General features: G+C 74.0%; 19 protein-coding genes. 8 read left to right on the top strand and 11 right to left on the bottom strand.

What is annotated here, in order from left to right; translation table 11 throughout:
- Positions 1 to 3 precede the first annotated feature (3 nt).
- From N912_RS0104525 to N912_RS0104515, 3 genes are all read left to right on the top strand, one after another.
- On the top strand, positions 4 to 1,335 hold the full coding sequence (locus N912_RS0104525; protein ID WP_028921505.1) for an amidase: 1,332 nt from the start codon (positions 4 to 6) through the stop codon (positions 1,333 to 1,335).
- Complete coding sequence (locus tag N912_RS0104520) at positions 1,332 to 2,933, top strand: amidohydrolase (protein WP_051579610.1); 1,602 nt, start codon at positions 1,332 to 1,334, stop codon at positions 2,931 to 2,933. The genes N912_RS0104525 and N912_RS0104520 overlap by 4 nt, the downstream gene beginning before the upstream one ends.
- A 75-nt stretch (positions 2,934 to 3,008) precedes the next feature.
- Positions 3,009 to 3,362: a nuclear transport factor 2 family protein gene (locus N912_RS0104515; protein ID WP_051579925.1), complete on the top strand. Its 354-nt coding sequence runs from the start codon at positions 3,009 to 3,011 to the stop codon at positions 3,360 to 3,362.
- On the opposite strand, the gene N912_RS0104510 is transcribed toward N912_RS0104515, so the two are convergent.
- A complete protein-coding gene (locus N912_RS0104510; protein ID WP_028921502.1) occupies positions 3,338 to 3,925 on the bottom strand; it encodes a TetR family transcriptional regulator in 588 nt (195 codons plus the stop codon). The two genes, N912_RS0104515 and N912_RS0104510, sit on opposite strands and share 25 nt — an antisense overlap.
- An 89-nt stretch (positions 3,926 to 4,014) precedes the next feature.
- Here N912_RS0104510 and N912_RS0104505 point away from each other — a divergent pair, with 89 nt between their 5' ends.
- Entirely contained in the window at positions 4,015 to 4,905 is an 891-nt protein-coding gene (locus N912_RS0104505; RefSeq protein WP_028921501.1) for an SDR family oxidoreductase, read from the top strand.
- Positions 4,906 to 5,015: 110 nt separating this feature from the next.
- Here the strand turns inward: N912_RS0104505 and speB are convergent, their stop codons facing one another.
- Genes speB through N912_RS49415 form a run of 4 tightly spaced genes read right to left on the bottom strand, consistent with a single transcriptional unit; the run spans position 5,016 to position 9,577 of the window.
- Positions 5,016 to 5,969, bottom strand: a complete 954-nt coding sequence (gene speB / locus N912_RS49420) for an agmatinase (RefSeq protein WP_037062796.1) — start codon at positions 5,967 to 5,969, stop codon at positions 5,016 to 5,018.
- The gene (locus N912_RS0104495; protein ID WP_028921500.1) at positions 5,962 to 6,861 is read right to left on the bottom strand and encodes a polysaccharide deacetylase family protein; all 900 of its coding nucleotides are present in this window, start codon (positions 6,859 to 6,861) and stop codon (positions 5,962 to 5,964) included. Before N912_RS0104495 ends, speB begins: the two co-directional genes overlap by 8 nt.
- Positions 6,858 to 8,153, bottom strand: a complete 1,296-nt coding sequence (codA, locus tag N912_RS0104490; RefSeq protein ID WP_211261125.1) for a cytosine deaminase — start codon at positions 8,151 to 8,153, stop codon at positions 6,858 to 6,860. The genes N912_RS0104495 and codA overlap by 4 nt, the downstream gene beginning before the upstream one ends.
- Positions 8,150 to 9,577 (bottom strand): purine-cytosine permease family protein, encoded by a 1,428-nt coding sequence (locus N912_RS49415; RefSeq protein WP_051579608.1) that lies wholly within the window; start codon positions 9,575 to 9,577, stop codon positions 8,150 to 8,152. Before N912_RS49415 ends, codA begins: the two co-directional genes overlap by 4 nt.
- 102 nt (positions 9,578 to 9,679) lie before the next feature.
- On the opposite strand from N912_RS49415, the gene N912_RS0104480 reads away from it, so the two are divergent.
- Positions 9,680 to 11,188, top strand: a complete 1,509-nt coding sequence (locus N912_RS0104480) for a PucR family transcriptional regulator (protein WP_028921498.1) — start codon at positions 9,680 to 9,682, stop codon at positions 11,186 to 11,188.
- A 1-nt stretch (position 11,189) separates the two neighbouring features.
- Here N912_RS0104480 and N912_RS65045 read toward each other — a convergent pair whose 3' ends face one another.
- From N912_RS65045 to N912_RS49405, 5 genes are read right to left on the bottom strand one after another with little or no spacing between them, the layout of a single operon-like run.
- Complete coding sequence (locus tag N912_RS65045; protein ID WP_051579605.1) at positions 11,190 to 11,513, bottom strand: carboxymuconolactone decarboxylase family protein; 324 nt, start codon at positions 11,511 to 11,513, stop codon at positions 11,190 to 11,192.
- Between the two features lie 18 nt (positions 11,514 to 11,531).
- On the bottom strand, positions 11,532 to 11,750 hold the full coding sequence (locus tag N912_RS65040; protein ID WP_051579603.1) for a hypothetical protein: 219 nt from the start codon (positions 11,748 to 11,750) through the stop codon (positions 11,532 to 11,534).
- Positions 11,751 to 11,766: 16 nt separating this feature from the next.
- Positions 11,767 to 12,516, bottom strand: a complete 750-nt coding sequence (locus N912_RS0104470) for an SDR family NAD(P)-dependent oxidoreductase (RefSeq protein WP_028921497.1) — start codon at positions 12,514 to 12,516, stop codon at positions 11,767 to 11,769.
- Positions 12,517 to 13,206: an SDR family NAD(P)-dependent oxidoreductase gene (locus N912_RS0104465; protein WP_028921496.1), complete on the bottom strand. Its 690-nt coding sequence runs from the start codon at positions 13,204 to 13,206 to the stop codon at positions 12,517 to 12,519.
- Positions 13,203 to 14,624, bottom strand: a complete 1,422-nt coding sequence (locus tag N912_RS49405) for an amino acid permease (protein ID WP_037062793.1) — start codon at positions 14,622 to 14,624, stop codon at positions 13,203 to 13,205. Before N912_RS49405 ends, N912_RS0104465 begins: the two co-directional genes overlap by 4 nt.
- Before the next feature lie 110 nt (positions 14,625 to 14,734).
- Between N912_RS49405 and N912_RS0104455 the strand changes: the two genes are divergently transcribed.
- From N912_RS0104455 to N912_RS0104445, 3 genes are all read left to right on the top strand, one after another.
- A complete protein-coding gene (locus N912_RS0104455) occupies positions 14,735 to 16,255 on the top strand; it encodes a PucR family transcriptional regulator (RefSeq protein ID WP_028921495.1) in 1,521 nt (506 codons plus the stop codon).
- A gap of 38 nt (positions 16,256 to 16,293) precedes the next feature.
- Positions 16,294 to 18,060, top strand: coding sequence for a helix-turn-helix domain-containing protein (locus tag N912_RS0104450; RefSeq protein ID WP_028921494.1), 1,767 nt, complete (start codon positions 16,294 to 16,296; stop codon positions 18,058 to 18,060).
- Between the two features lie 86 nt (positions 18,061 to 18,146).
- The gene (locus N912_RS0104445; RefSeq protein ID WP_028921493.1) at positions 18,147 to 18,944 is read left to right on the top strand and encodes a class II aldolase/adducin family protein; all 798 of its coding nucleotides are present in this window, start codon (positions 18,147 to 18,149) and stop codon (positions 18,942 to 18,944) included.
- 38 nt (positions 18,945 to 18,982) lie between these two features.
- Here N912_RS0104445 and N912_RS0104440 read toward each other — a convergent pair whose 3' ends face one another.
- Positions 18,983 to 19,918: an EamA family transporter gene (locus N912_RS0104440; protein ID WP_028921492.1), complete on the bottom strand. Its 936-nt coding sequence runs from the start codon at positions 19,916 to 19,918 to the stop codon at positions 18,983 to 18,985.
- Positions 19,919 to 20,003: the final 85 nt, after the last annotated feature.

The raw sequence follows: 20,003 nt of genomic DNA, 5'->3' as shown, positions 1-20,003 counted from the left end.
GCCATGAGTGACCAACTCGATCTCCTGCTCAGCCCGATCCGGACGGTGCGACGCCGGCTGGACGCGGGGGAGCTGTCGCCGGTCGAGCTGACCCGGGCCGCGCTGGATCGCATCGAGGCCGTCAACCCGCACCTCGGGGCGTTCACCCATGTCGCCGCCGAGCAGGCACTGGCCTCCGCGCAGGCGTCCGAGCGGCGGCTGGCCCGGGGCGAGGGCCTCGGCCCGCTGGACGGCATCCCGGTGGGGGTCAAGGACCTGGTCGCGACCGAGGGGATGCCGCTGGAGGCCGGGTCGGACGTGCTCGCCGGCCACGTCGCCGACCGCGACGCCGCCGCGGTGACCTCGCTGCGCCGGGCCGGGGCGGTCATCCTCGGCAAGGTCAGCCTGGACGAGTTCGCGCTCACCACCGTCGGCCCGGCGCGCAACCCGCTCGACGACGACCTGATGGCGGGCGGCTCCAGCGGCGGCTCGGCGGTCGCGGTGGCCGCGGGCATGTGCTTCGCGGCCATCGGCACCGACACCGGCGGCAGCGTGCGCGTCCCGGCCGAGTGCTGCGCGGTCACCGGCCTGAAACCCACCCAGGGGCTGCTGCCCACCGAGGGCGTCATCCCGCTCGCGCCGTCCCTGGACCACGTCGGCACGCTCGCCCGAACCGTCGACGACACGGCACTGTTCCTGGAGGCGCTGCTGCCCGCGCGCCCGGTCGGCCTCGATGTCACCGGCGGCGGCGAGGCGGCGCGCCGCTCGCGCATCGGCATCCCCGCCGACCTGACCGGCTACGACCCCGACGTCCAGGCCAGGTTCCTCGCCGCGATCGACCGCGCCTCGAGCCAGGGCGCCGCGATCACCCGGGTCGAGCTGCCCGACCTGCAGGTGCTCAAGGGCGCGCACTGGGCGATCCTGGCCGCCGAGATCGCCGACTACCACCTCGCCCGGTTCGGGCCGGACGAGAAGCGGTACGGGCAACCCATGCTGGACGCCATCGCGGCGGGTGCGGCGGTGAGCGTGGCGGAGTACCTCGACGCGCAGGAGACCAGGGGCGCGCTGCGGCGCCAGGTGGACGGGCTGTTCGCCGACGTCGACATCCTCGCGCTGCCCACCATGGTCATCGACCCGCCCCGCTACGGGCAGGCCAGCGTGCGGGTGGCGGGGGTCGACGACGACCCGACGGCGGCCATGGTCCGGGGGACGTCGCTGTTCAACCACACCGGCCACCCGGCCCTGAGCGTCCCGCCCGCGACCAGCCCGCGCGACCGCCCGGCCGGGATCCAGCTGGTCGCGCCGCACCTCGCCGAGCGCCGCCTGCTGACCGTCGCCCACCTGTTCGAGTCATGACCGGAGCCCACGACACCGTGCCCCAGATCTTCACCTCGTCCATCGTGCACACCCTGGCGGACGACGGGGTGCCCGCGTTCGCCACACTCGGGGAGCGGATCGTCGCGACCGGGCAGGTGTCCCGGCTGCGCGAGATGTTCCCCGGCGCGGCGGTGCACGACTTCGGCGAGCGCGCGCTGGTGCCCGGGTTCAACGACGCCCACCAGCACCCCACCGTGATGGCCGAGCAGCTGCTGGACGTCGACCTCTCACCGGAGCTGGTCGGCACCCGGGACGAGCTGCTGGCCCGGTTGCGCGAGCGCGCGGAGTCCACCCCGGCCGGGGACTGGGTGCAGGGCAGCCGCTACGACCACACCAAGAGCACCGGCGGCGTGGTGCTCACCCGCGACGACCTGGACCGGGCCTGTCCGGACCACCCGGTGTTCGTGCGCCAGATCGGCATGCACTGGGGCGTGCTCAACTCGGTCGGCCTGCGCGCGTGCGGGCTGACCGAGGACAGCGCGGACCCGGTGGGCGGCGAGCTGGGCCGCGACGGGTCCGGCCGGCTCACCGGGGCGGTGTACGAACGCGTGGTGTTCGAGCTGGTCGACGAGGTGATCCCGGCCCGGGGCCTGGACGAGCGGCTGCGCGGGCTGGACCGCTACCAGCGGATGATGCACGCCGCCGGGATCACCTCGGTCGGCGACGCGCTGGTGTGGCCACGCGGGCTGCGGCTGCTGCAGGAGGCGTACGCCCGCGGCCGGCTGAGCCTGCGGGTGAACGCGCTGCTGGCCTACCCGGCCGTGGAGCAGCTGGAGGCGCTGGGGCTGCGCACCGGGCTGGGGGACGCCCGGCTGCGCATCGGCGGGGTCAAGGCGTTCGTGGACGGCGCCATCGCCGGCGGCACCTGCCTGCTCGAGGAGCCCTACGAGGACGGCTGCCAGCACGGCATCCAGGCCATGCCGACCGACGAGCTGATGGCGTTCGTCCGCCGGGTGCACGACGCCGGCGGCACCGTCTGCGTGCACGCCAACGGCGACCGCGCGATCCGCCTGCTGCTCGACGCGGTCGAGGCCGCGCAGGACGCCAACCCGCGCCCCGGCGCCCGGCACCGCATCGAGCACTGCAGCATCGTGGACCCGGAGATCCTCAAGCGGATCGCCGCGCTGGGCATGGTCGCGGTGCCGTTCGGCAGCTACGTCTCGTTCCACGGCGAGAAGCTGCCCGGCTACTACGGGCTGGACCGGGTGGCCCGGATGTTCCCGCACCGCGACCTGCTCGACGCCGGCGTCGCGGTGGCCGGCTCCTCGGACTTCCCCTGCGGTCCCTACGAGGTGCTGCGGGCGCTGCGCAGCTGTGTGACCAGGCGCGCGGCCGACGGCACCGAGCTGGGGCCGAACCAGCGGATCAGCCCGGCCGAGGCGCTCGCCCTGTACACGACGGGGTCGGCGTACGCGGCCGGCGAGGAGTCGTACAAGGGCCGGCTGGCCCCGGGGATGCTGGCCGACTTCGTGGTGCTGGACCGCGACCCGCTGGACACCCCGGGGGACGAGCTGACCGACATCACGATCGAGCAGACCTGGGTGGGCGGCGAACGGGTCTGGTCCCGCGACGAGTGATGCCGTCGGCGCCGTGCGGCGATGCCGAGTCGGCATTCCCCGCACGGCGCCGGGTCTGGTGCGATGTGTCGCGAGATGAACGATGTGCTGAAGAAGATGCAGACCGCCATGAACGACCGCGACCTCGACGCGCTGGTCGACTGCTTCACCGAGGACTACCGGTGCGAGATCCCGCTGCACCCGGCGCGCGACTTCGTCGGCCGCGAGCACGTCCGGACGAACTGGGGCGCGATCTTCATGCACGTCCCTGACCTGCGGGCACGGATCCTGCGTTGGACGGGCGACGGCGACACGGTCTGGAGCGAGTGGGAGATCACCGGTACCACCACCGCGGACACCCCTCACCTGGTCAGGGGGGTCGTGGTCGCGATGCTGGCCGGGGACCGGATCGGGTCGACGCGGTTCTACCTGGAGCCGGTCACGGCCTGACCCCCGGCCGTCACGGTCCTGAGCTGGTCGAGTGACTCCCGGACCAGCTCGGCGAGGCGGCGCTCGGCGGGTTCGGTGATCCAGCGCGCGAACGCGATCTTGAACACGCCGATGCCCGTCTCGGCGGCCAGGCTCGCGGCGTGCTCGGGGACGCCGCGCCGGCTCAACGCCTCGCTCATCGCGGCCGCGAGGGTGGCGAGCTTGAGCAGTTCGCGTTCCTGGAGACCGGGGTTCGCCGCGATCACGGCCTGGCGCCGCCGGGCGTGCTCGCGGCGGCCTTCGAGAGCGGCGGCGAACGCGTCGAGGGCCGAGGCGACCGCGTCGATCGGCGCGGCTGAGTCGGGCGCCTCGGCGATCGCGGCCACGCAGGCGTCGCGCAGCGCGTTCTGGCCATGGAACAGGACCTCGCGCTTGTCCGCGAAGTGCCGGAAGAACGTCCGCTCGGTGAGGCCGGCCCGGTCGGCGATGTCCGCCACCGTGGTCTGGTCGAACCCGCGCTCGCCGTAGAGCTCCAGCGCCGCCTGTTCGAGCCGGCCGCGCGCGTTCGGCTCCCATCGCCCCATGGCTCCGATCCTAAGCGACGACAGCGACTGCCATCACGGTGCTACGCTTGATGTCAGCAACTGTCATCACCGTTTTCCGGAGGTTCTCCATGCGCGTCTTCGTCACCGGCGCATCCGGCTTCGTCGGCTCCGCCGTCGTGTCCGAGCTGCTCGGCGTGGGTCACCGGGTTGTCGGGCTGGCCCGCTCCGACGCCTCGGCCTCGGCCCTGGCGGCCGCCGGTGCCGAGGTGCACCGGGGCTCCCTGGACGACCCGGACTCACTGCGATCCGGCGCCGGGGCGTCCGACGGCGTCATCCACCTGGCGTTCATCCACGACTTCTCCGACTTCGCCGGCGCCGCCGAGGCGGATCGGCGGGCCATCGAGACGCTCGGCGACGCGCTCGCGGGCTCCGGCCGGCCCCTCGTGGTCACCTCCGGCCTCGCCGCGATCCGGTACGGCGGCGACCTGCGCACCGAGGACGACCCCGCCGACCCGGACTCGCCCCGTGCCTCTGAGGCGGCGGCGCTCCCGTTCTCCGACCGGGGGGTGCGCGCCTGTGCCGTGCGGCTGCCGATCGTGCACGACCGGGGCGACCACGGCTTCGTCCCGACGCTGATCGACGTCGCCCGGGACAAGGGCATCTCCGCCTACCCCGGCGACGGGTCCAACCGCTGGCCCGCCGTGCACCGGCTCGACGCGGCGGCCCTGTTCCGGCTGGCCCTGGAGGACGCGCCGGCGGGTTCCGTGCTGCACGCGGTCGGGGAGGAGGGCGTCCCGGTCCGCGACATCGCCGGCGTGATCGGCCGGCACCTCGGGCTACCGGTGACCTCCGTCCCCTCCGACCAGGTCGCCTCGCACTTCGGCTGGCTCGGGGCGTTCTTCTCGCTGGACCTCGCGGCGTCGAGCACCCTGACCCGCAAGCGGATGGGCTGGGAGCCGGCGCGGCCCGGCCTGCTCGCGGACCTCGACGAGGGCCACTACTTCGGCTCGCAGCGGTGACAGGTCGGCGGGGTATCGGAGCTGGTCAGAAGCCGTGAGTGGTAAGCGTTGCTATGACAACGCTAACCACTCACGGGTGGTGACCAGGCCATTCGTCGCGCGGCGGTCGCTCACGGAGTGGGTCGTCGGGACATGAGGGTGCAGATGTCGAAGGCCACGGTGGCGGCGGCGAGGGCGGTCACCTCGGCGTGGTCGTAGGCCGGCGCGACCTCGACGACGTCGGCCGCCACGATCGGCAGGTCGGTCAGCCGGCGCAGCAGGTGCAGCAGCTCGCGGCTGGTGAACCCGCCCATCTCCGGGGTGCCGGTGCCGGGGGCGAACGCCGGGTCGAGCACGTCGATGTCCACCGACAGGTAGACGGGCTGGTCACCGACCCGGCGGCGGATCCGGGCGGCGGTCTCCTCGATGCCGATCAGGTCCAGCTCGCCGGCCCGGATGACCTGGAAGCCGAAACGGGCGTCGTCGAACAGGTCCGAGCTGTCGTACAGCGGCCCCCGGATGCCGATGTGGATGCCGCTGTCCGGGGCGAGCAGGCCCTCCTCGTACGCCCGCCGGAACATGGTGCCGTGGGTGATCGGGGCGCCGAAGTAGGTGTCCCAGGTGTCCAGGTGCGCGTCGAAGTGGATCAGCGCGAGCGGGCCGTGCACCCGGTGCGCGGCGCGCAGCAGGGGCAGCGCGATGGTGTGGTCGCCGCCGATGGTGATCAGCCGGCGGCGGTCGGAGAGCAGCTCGCGGGCGTGGTTGTCGATCTGGTCGACCGCCTCGGCGATGGCGAACGGGTTGACCGGCACGTCCCCGGCGTCCACCGCCTGGATGGCCTGGAACGGCGCCACCTCCAGGTCGGGGTGGTAGGTGGGCCGCAGGTGGCGCGACGCGGTGCGCACCGCCAGCGGCCCGAACCTCGCGCCGGGACGGTACGAGGTGCCGCCGTCGAACGGCGCGCCCAGGAACGCCACGTCGAACTCGCTGACCCGGTCGATCGCGGGCAGCCTCGCGAAGGTGGACGGGCCGGCGAAGCGGGGGACATCGGTGCCGAGGACGGGCCCGATCGGCGTGTCAGTCATGGTTCCCTTCGGAGATCTCGGGGCGTGGGAAGTGGCGCGGGGTGAGCCCCAGGGTGCGGGCGTGCGCGGCGATCTCGGCCAGGGTAGTGATCCACATGCCGCCCAGGGACGCCATCAGCTCGATCAGCCGCTCCAGCGCGCGGACCCGGCCGGGCCGCCCGGACAGGAACGGGTGGCTGGTCAGCACGAAGCACAGCCCCTCGGCGTGCATGGCCTCCAGCTCCCAGGACCACATCTCCAGCGCCTTGGCCGGGCTCTCGATCAGCCCGCTGCCGATCAGCTCGGGCAGGTAGGCGTACTGCTCCCAGTCGTCCAGCGCCCAGTGCGGCGGGATCTCCACGATGTCCCGCGACTCGGGGCCGGCCAGGAGGTACGGCACGTCGCAGTCCATCAGGCTGCTGTCGTACTCGAAGCCCCGCTCGATCAGCAGCTCCGGGGTGTGCCGGTTCATCTCCCACATCGGCGCCCGGTAGCCGACCGGGCGGACGCCGGCGACCCGGTCCAGCGCGTCCAGGCCGCGGTCGATCATCGCGGCCTCGGTGGCGCGGCTCATGCCCCGGGTGGACTCGTGCAGGTAGGAGTGGTGCGCGATCTCGTGGCCGTCCTCGGCGATGGCCTTGATGACGGTGGGGTAGCGCTCGGCGGTGAAGCCGGGGACGAAGAAGGTGGCTCTCAGGCCGTGGCGGCGCAGCAGCGCGAGCAGCCGGGGCACGCCGGTGAGCGGGCCGTAGGCCTGGTGGGTCATGACCATGAGCCGGTCGGCGCTGGTGGCGTCGGCGGTCAGCATCACCGCCTCGGCGTCCAGGTCGAAGGTCAGCGCGGCGGCGGCCCGGTAGCCGTCCGGCCAGCGGATGGGCTCCGCCGGCGCGGTGGCGTCCACCAGCTCGGTCATCGGTCTCCCGTCCTGACGAAGTCGATCGGCTCGTTCGGGCGGCCGGGCCAGTCCAGCGTGGTGACCCTGGGCGGCGTGGTGGCGACGACGCGTCCCCGGCGGATCACGTGCGAGGGCGCCACCTGCCGTCGGACCACGTCGAACGGGTCGGCGGCGGGCAGCAGCATCAGGTCGGCGGGGCGGCCCTCGGCGATGCCGTACCGCTCGCCGAGGCCGAGCACGGCGGCCGCCCCGTCGGTGACCATGCGGAAGCACTCGGCGACCTCGGCCGGGGCGGTCAGCTGGGTGGCGTGGGCGCCGACGTGCGCGACCTGGATCGGGTTCGCGGTGCCCAGCGGGTACCACGGGTCCATGACGTCGTCGCCGCCGAAGGCCACGTTGACTCCGGCGGCGAGCGCCTCCTTCACCTGCGTCAGGCCGCGCCGGCGCGGGTAGCCGTCCAGCCGGCCCTGCAGGTGCAGGTTCACCATCGGGTTGCAGACCAGGTTGATCCCGGAACGGGCCAGGATGCGGTGCAGCTTCTGGCTGTAGGCCGCGTTGTAGGAGCCCATCGCGGTGGTGTGGCTGGCGGTGACCCGGTCGCGCAGGCCGCGCCGGTGCGCCTGGGTGGCCAGCACCTCCACGAACCTGGACTGGTCGTCGTCGATCTCGTCGCAGTGCGCGTCGACGAAGCGGCCGTGCTCCTCGGCCAGGGCGACGGCGATCTCCACCGAGCGGACGCCGTCCTCCCGGGTGTCCTCGAAGTGCGGGATGGCGCCGATGGCGTCCACGCCGCGCCGGGCCGCCTCGGCCAGCAGCTTCTCCCCGTCCGGGAACGAGCAGATGCCCTCCTGCGGGAACGCCACCAACTGCAGGTCGACCACCTCGCGCACCCGATCCCGCAGCTCCAGCATGGCGTCCAGCGCGACCAGGCTCGGGTCGGTGACGTCGACGTGGCTGCGCACGTGCAGGGTGCCGTTGGCCGCGTACCAGCGCAGCACCTCCTCGGCGCGCTCCAGCACGTCCTCGCGGGTGAGCGTGGCCTTGCGCTCGGCCCAGCAGGCGATGCCCTCCCACAGCGTGCCGCTGCGGTTCCACCGTGGCTGCCCCGCCGTCAGGCAGGTGTCCAGGTGCACGTGCGGCTCGACGTACGGCGGGCTGGCCAACGCACCGTCCGCGTCCAGTACCGTCCGCGCCTCGGGTGCCTCGTCGGTGTGCGGGGAGACGGCGACGAAACGCCCGCCGTCAATCCGCAGGTCGACGAGACCGTCGTCTGTAACGAGACGGGCACCGCGAACCACCAGGTCGATCACGCAACCTCCGGGACGTCGTCGGGCGTCGGGGCAGAGCGGCGGACGCGCAGCAGGGTCAGGTACGCCACGGCCGCCGCCACCGAGCCGGCCAGCCAGGACATGTCCACGCCGCCCGCCGCCACCGCGACGGGTCCCTGCAGGAACGTCGGGATGCCGTACTCGCACGACCAGGTGGCCACCATGCCGAGCACGAACGCCACCAGCGCCGGCCAGGACACGTCCGGGATCCGCCCGCGCCCCGGCGGGTCGAACAGCGCCTCGACGTCCACCCGGCGCCGCGCCCGCCAGTAGTAGTGGATGAGCATGATCGCCGCCCACGGCGCCACCCAGGTCACCAGGCCGGCCAGCCAGCCGTCCAGCGCCTCGGCGAAGTTGCTCTGCATGATCAGGAACACGGTGAACGCGAACGCCGCCACGCCCACCCCGTAGCTGAGCCGGCGGCGGTCCACCTGCCAGTCCACGGTCTGCGCGCACAGCCCGCAGGAGTAGATGTTCAGGATGTTGGTGGCGATCGGCCCGTGCAGGACCAGCAGGATCACCGGGATGGCCAGCGCGCCGAACGCCTGGACGACCAGTTCGCCCGGGTCGACGGCCTGGGACACGGTGGCCAGCGTGGCCCCGAACACGCCCAGCCACACCGTCGGCACGAACTGGCCGAGCACGCTGGCCAGGTAGAGCTTGCGGCGCGGCATGGACGGCGGCACGAACCGGGAGTAGTCCGAGGCGTAGGCGAACCAGGTGATGCCCCAGCCGATCCCGATCGCCGTCATCACGGTGCTCAGCGCGCTCCACAGCTCCGCGCCCTGGAGCCCCTTGCCGGCGTAGCCCCAGTGCACGCCCGTGCTGGACCAGGCGATCACGGTCATCGCCGCGAGCACCACCAGCGTGACCGGCACCGTCCACCGCTCGAAGCGGGCGATCGCGCGGAAGCCGACCGCCGCGATCCACACCTGCGCGCCCATGATCACGGCGGCCACCAGGATCTTGAACCCGGTGCCGCCCTGGTAGCCCAGCCGGCCGAACAGCGCCACCACCAGGTCCAGAATGATCCAGGTGTTCACCGCGCACCAACCGGCCGCGAGCAGGCCCTGCAGCACCGCCGGCAGGTAGGCGCCGCGGCGGCCGAACGCCGCGCGGGAGAGCACCATCTGGCTCACCCCGGTGCCCTGGCCCATCAGCACGAACAGCCCGAACACCGCCATGCCGATGACGTTGCCCACGACCAGCACCGCGACCGTCTGCCACAGGCTCAGGCCCAGGTGGATGCCGAGCGCGCCGAGCACCCAGTTGATCGGGGCCACGTTCGCGCCGGTCCAGATCCAGAACTGGTGCGCCGCCGTCGACGTCCGCGCCCCCTCCGGCACCGGGAGCAGCGAGTGCTCGGCGACCTCTGTTGCTTCGAGCCGACCGTCGACATCCGTCATGGCAGCCTCCCGGGCTGGGTCCGCAACAGCATCGCGTCCGCACGGCCCGGAGACAATGAGCAAACTGTCAGTAGTCTCTGGGTAACAGGCGGACGGAGTGTCATGAGCAGCGTGGTGCTGGGCAACCCGGTGTTCCAGCGGACCGCGCCGCGGCTGCTCGTCGGTGACGACCAGCGGGAGCGGCCGATCCGCTGGGTGCACTCCACCGACGTGTTCGAGGTGGCGTCGCTGCTGCGCGGCGGCGAGCTGCTGCTGACCACCGGGATCGGCCTGGCCTCCGCGGACGCGAACCGCCGTCGCCACTACGTGCGCGGGCTGGCCGAGGTCGGCCTCGGCGCGCTGGCCCTGGAGCTGGGCTGGACGTTCTCCGAGGTGCCCGACGACATGGTCGAGGAGGCCGCCCGGTACGAGCTGCCGCTGATCGCGCTGCGCCAGCTGGTGCCGTTCGTGGAGATCACCGAGGCGATCAACGCGGCCATCGTGGACTCCTCGATCGTCGGACTGCGGTTCGCCGACCGGATGTCGCAGGCGCTGTCCGACGCCCTGGCCCACGGCGCGAGCCTGGACCAGCTGCTGGACCGGCTCAGCGAGCTGGTGGCGGCGCCGGCGATGCTGGTCGGCCCGGACGGGACGCCGATCGGCTGGACCGGCGAGGAGGGCACGGCCGCCGCTCTGCTTGCCGAGGGCGGGTGCAGCGCGACGGTGAGCGTGGACGGCGTGCCGTTCGCCTCGCTGGTGGTCGGCGATCCGGGCGCGCGGACCCGGGAGCTGGTCCGCGACGCGCTGGACCGGGCCTGTCCCGCGTTCGCGCTGCAGCTGCTCGGCAGCCGCGCCGAGCTGGCCACCATGCTGCACGCCGGCCGCCAGCTCGTGCAACGGCTCGCCGCCGGCGACCGCTCACCGGCGCTCGCCTCGCTGGCCTCCGCCGTGGGCCTGCCCACCGAGCGCGCCAGCTACCTCGTGGCGGTCGTCGACGGCCTGTTTGCGCGCGGCCCCACCGTGCTGCGCGAGGCCGCCACCCGCCTCGGCGCCCGCCACGCGGTGACCACTTTGGACGGCCAGGCGGTCGCCCTGATCGCGATGCCCGCCGACCCGGGGAGAGCGCCGCTGGACGACCGGGTCGCCGAAGAGCTGGCCGCCCACCTACCCAGGACCGACCAGCCACGCGCGGCGGTGGGCACCGTTGCCGACGACCTGGCCGGGGCGGCGGAGAGCCTGCGCCAGGCGCGAGCCGCGTTCCAGGTCGGGTCGGTGGTGAGCGGCACCGGTCCGGTGGCGGCGGCCACCCGGCTGACGGCCGAACGGCTGCTGCTGCGGCTGCCCGCGGCCGAGCTGGAGGCGTTGGTGTCCGAGCACCTCGGCGGGCTGGTGGCGCTGCCGGCGCCGCGCCGCGACGAGCTGCTCGCCACGCTGGAGACCTACCTCGCCAACGCCCACTCCAAGTCGACCACCGCGCGCCTGCTGCGGCTGCGGCGCCAGTCGCTCTACCAGCGCCTGCGGCGGATCCGGACGCTGCTCGGGCGCGACATCGACGAGCCGGCCATCGCCACCGGCCTGGCGCTGGCCGTCCGCGCCTGGCGCATCCAGCGCTCGGTGCCGGTCACCCGCTGAGCTACGTCGTGTCCGGTGGCGGTGCGTGCTCCGGGAGCACGCACACGGCGCCCTCCGAGAACCCGACGGGGCCGACCCCGAAGACCCGGTTGAACCGGGCGCGGTAGTTCTCCCACGCCGCCGAGGCGGCCAGCTCGACCAGCTGGGCCTGGTCGAAGTGCCTGCGCAGCTCGATCATCAACTCGGGCGGGACGGTGGCCGGCGTCGCCGCCATCGCGGTGGCAAGCTCCAGCACCGCCCGCTCGACGTCGGAGAACGCCGGGCTCTCCCGGAACCGGGACAGCTCGCGCAACTGCTCCTCGGTGACCCCGTGCGCCCTGCTCACGGCAGAGCCGATGTCCAGTCAAAACGGGCAGCCGACCAGCGCGCTGGTCCTGACCTCCGCGAGCGCCTTCAGCCGGGCGTCGACCCGCCCGGTCGCCACCAGGCCCAGCTCGTAGGCCCCGACCCCGAACGCGATGCTCGGCCGCCGGGCGAGCAGGCGCACCAGGTCCGGCACCCGGTTCAGCCGCGTCGCGGACAGCACCCGTTTGTACGCGCGGAGGTTGGCGAACAGGCCCATCCGGCCAGCATATTGCTCACGCCCGGCAGCGGGTGCTCCCGCCGTTGACCTGGATGGTCTGGCCGGCGAACGCGCCGACGGCCGGGTCGGCGAGCAGCGCGACCGCGGCGGCGATCTCCTCCGGGCGGCCGATGCGGCCCAGCGGGATGGCCTCGGCGTAGCGGGCGCGCATGGTGGCCAGGTCGACGCCGGCGTCCTCGGCGTCCACCCGCAGCTGGGGGGTGTCGGTGACGCCGGGGGCTACGGCGTTGACGGCGATCCCGTGCGGTCCCAGCTCGGCGCCGAGCGACTTGGTGAGCGCGATCAGGCCGGCCTTGGACGCGGCGTAGGCGCCCGCGTTGGGCCAGCCGGTCACGCCCCACTCCGAGGCGATCACCACCACCCGCCCGGCGCCGAGCCGCTTCATGCCGGGGAGCACGGCCTGAACCAGGTGGAACGTCCCGGACAGGTTGGTGTCCACCACCCGCCACCAGTCCGCCTCGTCGTGCTCGACCAGCGGCGCCATGGTCATGTACGCGGCGTTGCACACCAGCAGCCCGACCGGTTCGATCTCCGCGACCATCGTGTCGATCTCGCCGACGGAGGTCAGGTCGGCGGTCACGGCGGTGCCGCCGAGTTCGTCGGCCAGCGCGGTCAGCTCCGGGGTGGGGGCGCGGTCGGCCACCGCGACCCGGGCCCCGTCGGCGGCCAGCCGGCGTGCCACGGCCACCCCGATGCCGCCGGTCGCGCCGGTCACCAGCGCCGTGATCCCATTGAGCGCCGCCACTCAGATCACCGCCCCGGAGTTCGGCGAGAGCACCTCTCCGACCACGAAGGTGCCCTCGGTGAGCAGGAACGACACGGTCGCGGCGATCTCGCCGGGCCGGGCCAGCCGCCGGGTGGGCAGCGTGGCCAGGTAGTCCGGCGCGCGCCACGGCGAGTCGGCCGCCAGCAGCGGGGTGTCGGTCGGCCCGGGGGCCACCGCGTTCACCCGCACACCGCGCGGCGCGGCCTCGGCGGCCAGGCTGCGCACCAGGCCGATGATCGCGCCCTTGGCCGCCGCGTAGTGCGCGCCGGCCCCGCCGCCGATGGCCAGCTCGGAGGAGATCGCCACGATGTCACCGTGCCCGCGCGCCAGCATCCCCGGCAGCACCGCCCGCGCCGCGCCCATCAGCCCGCCCAGGTGCACCCGCAGCATCCGGTGCCACGCCTCGGGGGTGATGTCCGCGAACGGCGTGGTCTCGTAGTGGCCCGCGCAGGTCACCAGGGCCTCGACCGGCCCCAGCTCGTCCTCCGCACGGCGCATCGCCTCGGCCACCGCCGGGGCGTCGGCGACGTCGACGGCCAGCGACAGCGCGCCCGCCGACGGGTTGCGATCCAGGCCGGCGACCAGCCAGCCCTCGTCCGCCAGCCTCCCCGCGACCGAGGCACCGATGCCGCTGGCCGCGCCGGTCACCACCGCCACCTTCCCGGTCACCGGCCCTCCTCCCTGGCCAGCCGCACCGCCAGCGGCTCCGCGATACGCTTGCGCACCACCGCGTACACGACCAGCCCGGCCGCCGCGAGCAGCGCCGTCATCAACGGCATCGCCCACGTGACGTACCACGGCGACCCGGGCGCACCGCGCGGCCAGACGATGTTCACCGACTCCACGATCAGCCACAGCGCCGCCAGATAGGTGACCGGAGCACCCCAGCGGCCCAGGCTGAAAGCGCCCGGCACCCACCGCTCGCGCAGCCTGGTGACCGCCGCACCGATCACCGGCACCGCGAACGCGATCTGGAACCCCACCGCCGTCATGTTGACCAGCACACCGTAGAGCTCCGAGCCGGCCAGCAGCAGCACGGCGGCCGCCACCAGCGCGACCAGCCCGATCGCATGCACCGGCAGCCGCTCGCGGCCGGTGAGCGTGGCCAGCAGCCGCGCGCCGGGCAGCGCCCCGTCCCGCGCCGACCCGAACACCGCGCGCGACACCGCCGCCTGGACGGCCAGGAAGCTGGACACGAACCCGATCACGAACATGATCAGCAACGGCTTGACGATGGCGCCGCCGAAGTGCGCGGTCAGGGTCGCGGTCACCGGGTCGCCGCCGCCGGCAGCCACCACCCGCGCCAGGTCCGGGGTGGCGAGCAGCAGCGCGGCACTGGCGAAGATCACCACGAACCCGACGCACAGCAGCGAGAGGATGATCGCCCTGGGCACGTTGCGCTCCGGGCGGTCCACCTCCTCCGCGATGGAACCGGCGGCCTCGAACCCGACGAACGAGAACCCGACGTACGCGCAGGCCATCAGGAACGGCCCGGACAGCCACTGGCCGCCGGCCCCGACGCCCTCGAAGAGCACGCTCACCGGGTTGACCCGGTAGAACAGCAGCAGCACGGTGCCAAGGCCGATCGACCCGAGCACCTCGCACAGGATGCTCACGGTCACCATCACCTTGAGCACCCGGCGCCCGACCATGTTCGTCACGGTGCCCGCCACCAGGATGACCAGCGCGACCGCGATGGACAGCGTCCGGCTCGGGTTCTCCACGCCGAAGACCGGCAGCAGGAACCCGGCCGCGCCGTAGGCCAGCGTGGACAGCGCCACCGTCAGGCCCCAGATGTACGCCCACGCCGCCGCCCAGCCCCACCGGCTGCCCCGCAGGTGCGTCGCCCACTGGTACACGCTGCCGGCGAACGGCCACCGCGAGGACAACTCGCCGAACACCGCGGCGACCAGCAGCTGACCGGCCAGCACCACCGGAAACGCCCAGAAGAACGCCGGACCGGCGGCGAACAGCCCCAGCCCGAAGATCGCGTACAGCGCCACGATCGGCGACACGTCGGCGAAGGCCAGCGAGAACGCCGTGCGGAAGCTGAACGAACGCCGCAGCCGGGACACCGTGATGGTCACCGTTGATCACTCCTCACCACTGGCTTCTGGCCGAGTGTGGAGCCGGCGGCCGGGGGAGTCCATGTGACGATGACGCAGAACCGCGCGTTCTTCTCATACGATCGCTCAACATGCGAACCGGGATCATCAGCGTTGCCGACCTGGTGGCGATGCCCCGGCTGCGGCTGACGCTGCTGGCCGGAGGCGCCGGCACGGACCGGCCGGTCACCTGGGCGCACCCGTCGGACCTGGATCACCCGTGGGACTGGCTCACCGGCGCCGAGCTGGTCATGCGCAACGGCGAGACGCTGCCCGCCGGCGGGCCCGAGCAGCTCGCGTACCTGCGAGGGCTCGCCGGCACCGGGGTGGCCGCGCTGGTGATCGGCTCCGACCCCCGCACCCACGACCTGCGCGCCGAGACGCTGGCCGCCGCCGACGAGCTGGGCTTCCCGGTGCTGTCGGTGCCCTACAGCGTCGGCTTCGCGGTGGTGGCGCGGGCGGTGGCGGACGCCAACTTCAGCGGCGACTCCGCCCGCCTGGCCCGCACCGAACGGATCTACCAGGCGGTCCGGGACACGCTCGGCGGGCGCACCAAACGCGGCCTGATGTCCCTGCTCGAACGCGAGCTGCGCTGCCAGTTGCTGCTGGTCGACGCCGAGGGCGCCCCGGTGATCGCCGACGGCGGCCGCCGGCCGTCCGCGCCGGTCGCCGACGCGATCACAGCGGCCGTCGCCGAGGCCGGCGGCGCCATCCCCGGCGTGCTGCGCATCGACGCCGGCCCCGGACCCGCCCTGCTCGCGGTCGAGGTGCCCGCCGAGGAGACCACCCTGCTCGTCCTGGTCGGCGCCCAGCCCGGCTGGGTGGACGCCCCGCTGCTGCAGCACGTGGCCACGGCGGCCGCCGTGCAGATCGCCAGCTGGTCGCTGCACCGGGGCTACGAGCGGCGGATGGGCGCGGAGCTGCTCAGCCAGCTACTCGACGACCAGCTCGACGCCGGCACCGCCGACCTGCGCTTCGGCGCCACCGGGCTGCCCGCCTCCGAGTGCGTCCTGCTGGCCGTGCGCGGCGCCCGGCAGGCCGGCGAGCGCGACCTGCACCTGGGCCTGAGCCGGCGCTCGCTGCCGTACCTGCTGCTGAGCACGGGGGAGGTGCTCTACGTGGTGCTGCCCGACCGGCCCGATGCACTGGAGTTCCTGCGCGAGCGGGTCGGCCCCGAGGCCAGCATCGGCGTCAGCGTCGCGCTGGGCGGCGCGCATCGGTTCGCGGCCGCGCGCCGGGAGGCGGACTGGGCGCTGTCCGTGGCCGAGTCGTCCAGTGGCCGGCTGGCTCGCTACGGCGACCAGATGTCCCTGGCCCTGCTGCGCGACCTGGACGAGGCCCGCCTGGTCGTGGACCGGACGCTGGGCGCGCTGCTGGACTACGACCGCGCCCACCGGACCGACCTGGTCGGCTCGCTGGCCGCGTTCCTGTCCTGCCAGCGGTCCTGGCAACGCACCGCACGCGCGCTCGGCGTGCACAAGCAGACGGTGTTCTACCGGATCCGCCGGGTGGAACAGCTCACCGGACGCAGCCTGGCGGAGACTGCCGACCTGGCCGAGCTCTGGGTCGCGATGCGGGCCCGCGCGCTGCTCGACGGCCGGCAGGAGCGCTGAGCCCGCGCGATGATGGTCCGGGCGCGGGGAGGTCGGCGGTGGACGACGGCGGGTGGCTGGAGCTGCTGCTCTCCGAGGCGCCCATGGCCGAGTTCGAGCGGCTGCGGGCGGCCCGGTCGGGCGGGAACGGTGACCGGGAGGCCGTCGCCGCGCTGCGGATCCGGGCGCTGCTGGCCGAGCGCCGGCGCCAGGCCACCGAGCTGGCCGCGCTCAACGACATCGCCGGCCAGCTCACCACGCTCACCGTCGGCGGCCTCACCGAGGTGCTCGACCAGATAGTCGTCCAGGCCAAGCGGCTGCTGGGCGCCGACCTCGCCTACGTCGCGCTGCTGGACGGCGAGCGGCTGACGATCGAGGTCGCCAGCGGCGCCCTGACCGCCCGGCTGGTCGGCACCCCGATCACGATCGAGCACAGCCTCGCCGGGGTGGTCCTGGCCCGAGGCGAGCCGGCGTGGACCCAGGACTACCGGACCTCGGAGTTCGCCCGCCACGCCGAGGCCAACAGCGTCGCGGCGGCCGAGCGCTACGGCGGGCTGCTGGGGGTGCCGCTGCGCATCCACCGGCACGTGCTCGGGGTGCTGTTCACCGGCCGGCGCCGCGAGCACCGCTACACCGACGACGAGATCGCGCTGCTCACCGCGCTGGCCGCGCACGCGGCGGTGGCGATCGACAACCGGCGCTCGGTCGAGCGCTACGAGGAGACCCTGGCCCGGCTCAACGAGGCCAACGCCGAGCTGGCGCGGCGCACCGAGGAGCTGGAGCGGATGCTGCGCTGGGACCGCACGCTGACCCAGGTGGTCCTGGACGGCGGCGACGGGAAGGAGCTGCTGCGGCAGGTCAGCGCGATGGCCGGTCGGAGGGTGCGGTTCGTCCCCGCCGACCGGCTCGCCGACCTGGCGCCGCACGGGCTGGACGGTCCGGTGACGATCGAGGGCACGGAGGGCCGGCTCCTGGTCCATCCGGTGGTCGCCGGCCGCCGGTGCCTCGGCGCGCTGGTGGCCGAGGCCGACACCGACGGGTCGCTGCTGGAGCGGGCCGCCCCCTCGGTGGCGCTGGCGCTGGCCGGGGAGGAGGCGGTGGCCGAGGCGACCCGCCGGGCCACCGACGCGTTCTTCGCCGACCTGGTGGCCCGCCCGGCCGGCGAACCGCGCGCGCTCGCCCGCCAGGTGCGCCGGGCCGGCCTGGACGCGGCGACCGCCTACTGGGTGCTGGTCGCCCAGCCCTCGGACGGCCGGCCGAGGCGGGCGCCGAGGGACCTGCCGGCCGGAGCGGTGCTGGCCGAGCACGGCACCGGCATCACGGCCGTGCTCCCCGCCGAGGGCACCGAGGCGCCGCTGGAGCGGTGGCGCGCGACGTTCGGGCCGGCCACGGTGGGGGTCAGCGGGCCGTGCCGGGGCGGCCAGGAGATCGCCCTCGGCTACCGCGAGGCCCGCCAGGTGGTCGACGCGCTGCTCGCGCTGGGCCGCGACGGTGACGCCGCCACGGCCGACGACCTGGGCATTTACCGAATCCTGCTGAGCGGCACCGGACGGCGCCAGCTGCGGGCCAGCGTCGACGAAACGCTCGGCCCGGTGCTCGCCGAGCAGCAGCGACGAGGCGTCCCGCTGCTGGACACCCTGGAGGCCTTCCTGGAGCACAGCTGTCGGCACGCGGCCACCTCGGCCGCGCTCGGCGTGCACGCCAACACCCTCTACCAGCGGCTGGAGACGATCACCCGGGTGCTCGGACCCGACTGGCGGGAGCCGGGGCGGCGGTTCGAGATCCAGCTGATGCTGCGGCTGCGCCGCCAGATCGCCGGTGGATAGCGGGTGGATAGCCGCCACACCGCCCGCCGCGCGAGCTGGAGACGCTCTCCATTGTTCTCCGCGCGGCGCCGACTTAGCGTCGAACGATGACCACGCTACTCGACTCCGCCAGCGGTGTGATCGCGCCCAGCCCGGCCCTGCCCGCCCCGCCGGTCTTCGAGGACCCGGCGGACGAGCGCCTGCTCCGCAAGCGCGAGCTGGCCGCGGCGTTCCGGCTGTTCGGCCGGTTCGGGTTCTCCGAGGGGGTGGCCGGGCACATCACCGCCCGCGACCCGGAGCATCCCGACCGGTTCTGGGTCAACCCGTTCGGGATGAGCTTCAACCAGATCAAGGTCTCCGACCTGATCCTGGTCGACCACACCGGCGCCGTGGTCGAGGGCGACAAGCCGGTGAACCGGGCGGCGTTCGCGATCCACTCCGAGGTGCACAAGGCCCGCCCGGACGTCATCGCCGCCGCGCACGCCCACTCGCTGCACGGCAAGGCGTTCGCCAGCCTCGGCATCCCGCTCGACCCGATCACCCAGGACGCCGCCATCTTCTACGAGGACCAGGGCCTCTACGCCGAGTTCGGCGGGGTGGCCAGCAGCGTCGAGGGAGGCCGGCGGATCGCGAAGGCGGTGGGGGAGACGAAGGCCGCCATCCTGCAGAACCACGGGCTGATCACCGTCGGCCACTCGGTGGGCGAGGCCGCGTGGTGGTTCATCACCATGGAACGCTCCTGCCAGGCCCAACTGCTGGCGATGGCGGCGGGCACCCCCAAGCTGATCGAGCCCGAGATCGCCCGCACCGTCCGCGACGAGATCGGCAACCACTTCGCCGGTTGGTTCAGCTTCCGCCCGCTCTGGGACCAGATCACCGAGGGCCGGCCGGACCTGTTCGACTGACCGGACCCGTTCGCGCGGGGTCGCCGCCGCTGGTCCCCCTAGCCTCCGGCCGGGAGCGGCTTGGGGCCGGCCAGTTGCACCAGCACCGCGCCGGCGAGCAGGACCGCCGCCCCGACGAGCTGCGTCAGGCTGAGCGCCTGGCCGAGCAGCAACCAGGCCAGCGCGGCGGCGACCAGCGGTTCCACCAGGGCCAGCACGCTGGCCAGGGCCGAGGGCAGGTGACGCAGCGCCCGTAGCCCGGCCAGGTAGGGCACGACGGTGCCGACCACGGCCAGCACCACCAGCACCAGCCACGCCGGGGCTCGCAGCCCGCCGAGCACCGCGGTGGCGGTGAGCAGGCCCGACGGCAGCGTCCACGGCGGGCTGATCGCGACCACCACCACCGCGCCGATCACCAGCCCGGCCGCGGTCAGCCCGAGCGTGTCGTGCCGGCTCGCGCCGTGCTCTCCGAGCAGGAAGTACCCGGCCGAACAGACCGCCGAGGCCAGCCCGGCGGCGACGCCGAGCGGATCCAGCCGGGCGTCCTGCCAGACCTGCGCGACCATGACCAGCCCGGCCACGGCCAGCCCGATCCCCACCCACACCGGCCCGGCAAGCCGGGTGCGCCGCACCACCCGCACCCACAGCGCGACCAGCGCGGGCGCCAGGTTGACCAGCACCATCGCCACCGTGACCGGGACCCGGGCCACGGCCAGGAAGAAGAACAACTGCACCCCGGCGACGCCGAGCAGGCCGTAGCCGAGCAACAGCCACAGATCGGAGGGATGCAACCGCGGCAGCCGACGGCGCAGCACCGCGACCACCGGCGCCAGCACGGTCGCGGCCAGCGCGATCCGCACCGAGGTCACCGCGGCCGCGGACCAGCCCGCCGCCATCACCGCCCCGGCCAGCGGGCCGGAGCTTCCGAACAGCACCCACGAGGTCAGGCTCTGCCCGGTCGCCCGCGCACGCGCCGTCTTCTCCAGTACCACCACGCCCGCAGCATGCCCTCGGGTTCGCCCTCCCGGACAGCGGGTTTCCGCCCCGGCCGCGCCGCCACACCATTCAGGGCATGATCGG

This window comes from Actinospineispora acaciae DSM 45401 (assembly GCF_000620785.1).
Lineage (GTDB): Bacteria > Actinomycetota > Actinomycetes > Mycobacteriales > Pseudonocardiaceae > Pseudonocardia > Pseudonocardia acaciae.
The sequence above is the reverse complement of the archived record's forward strand: the minus strand, read 5'-3'. Positions and strand labels throughout refer to the sequence as shown.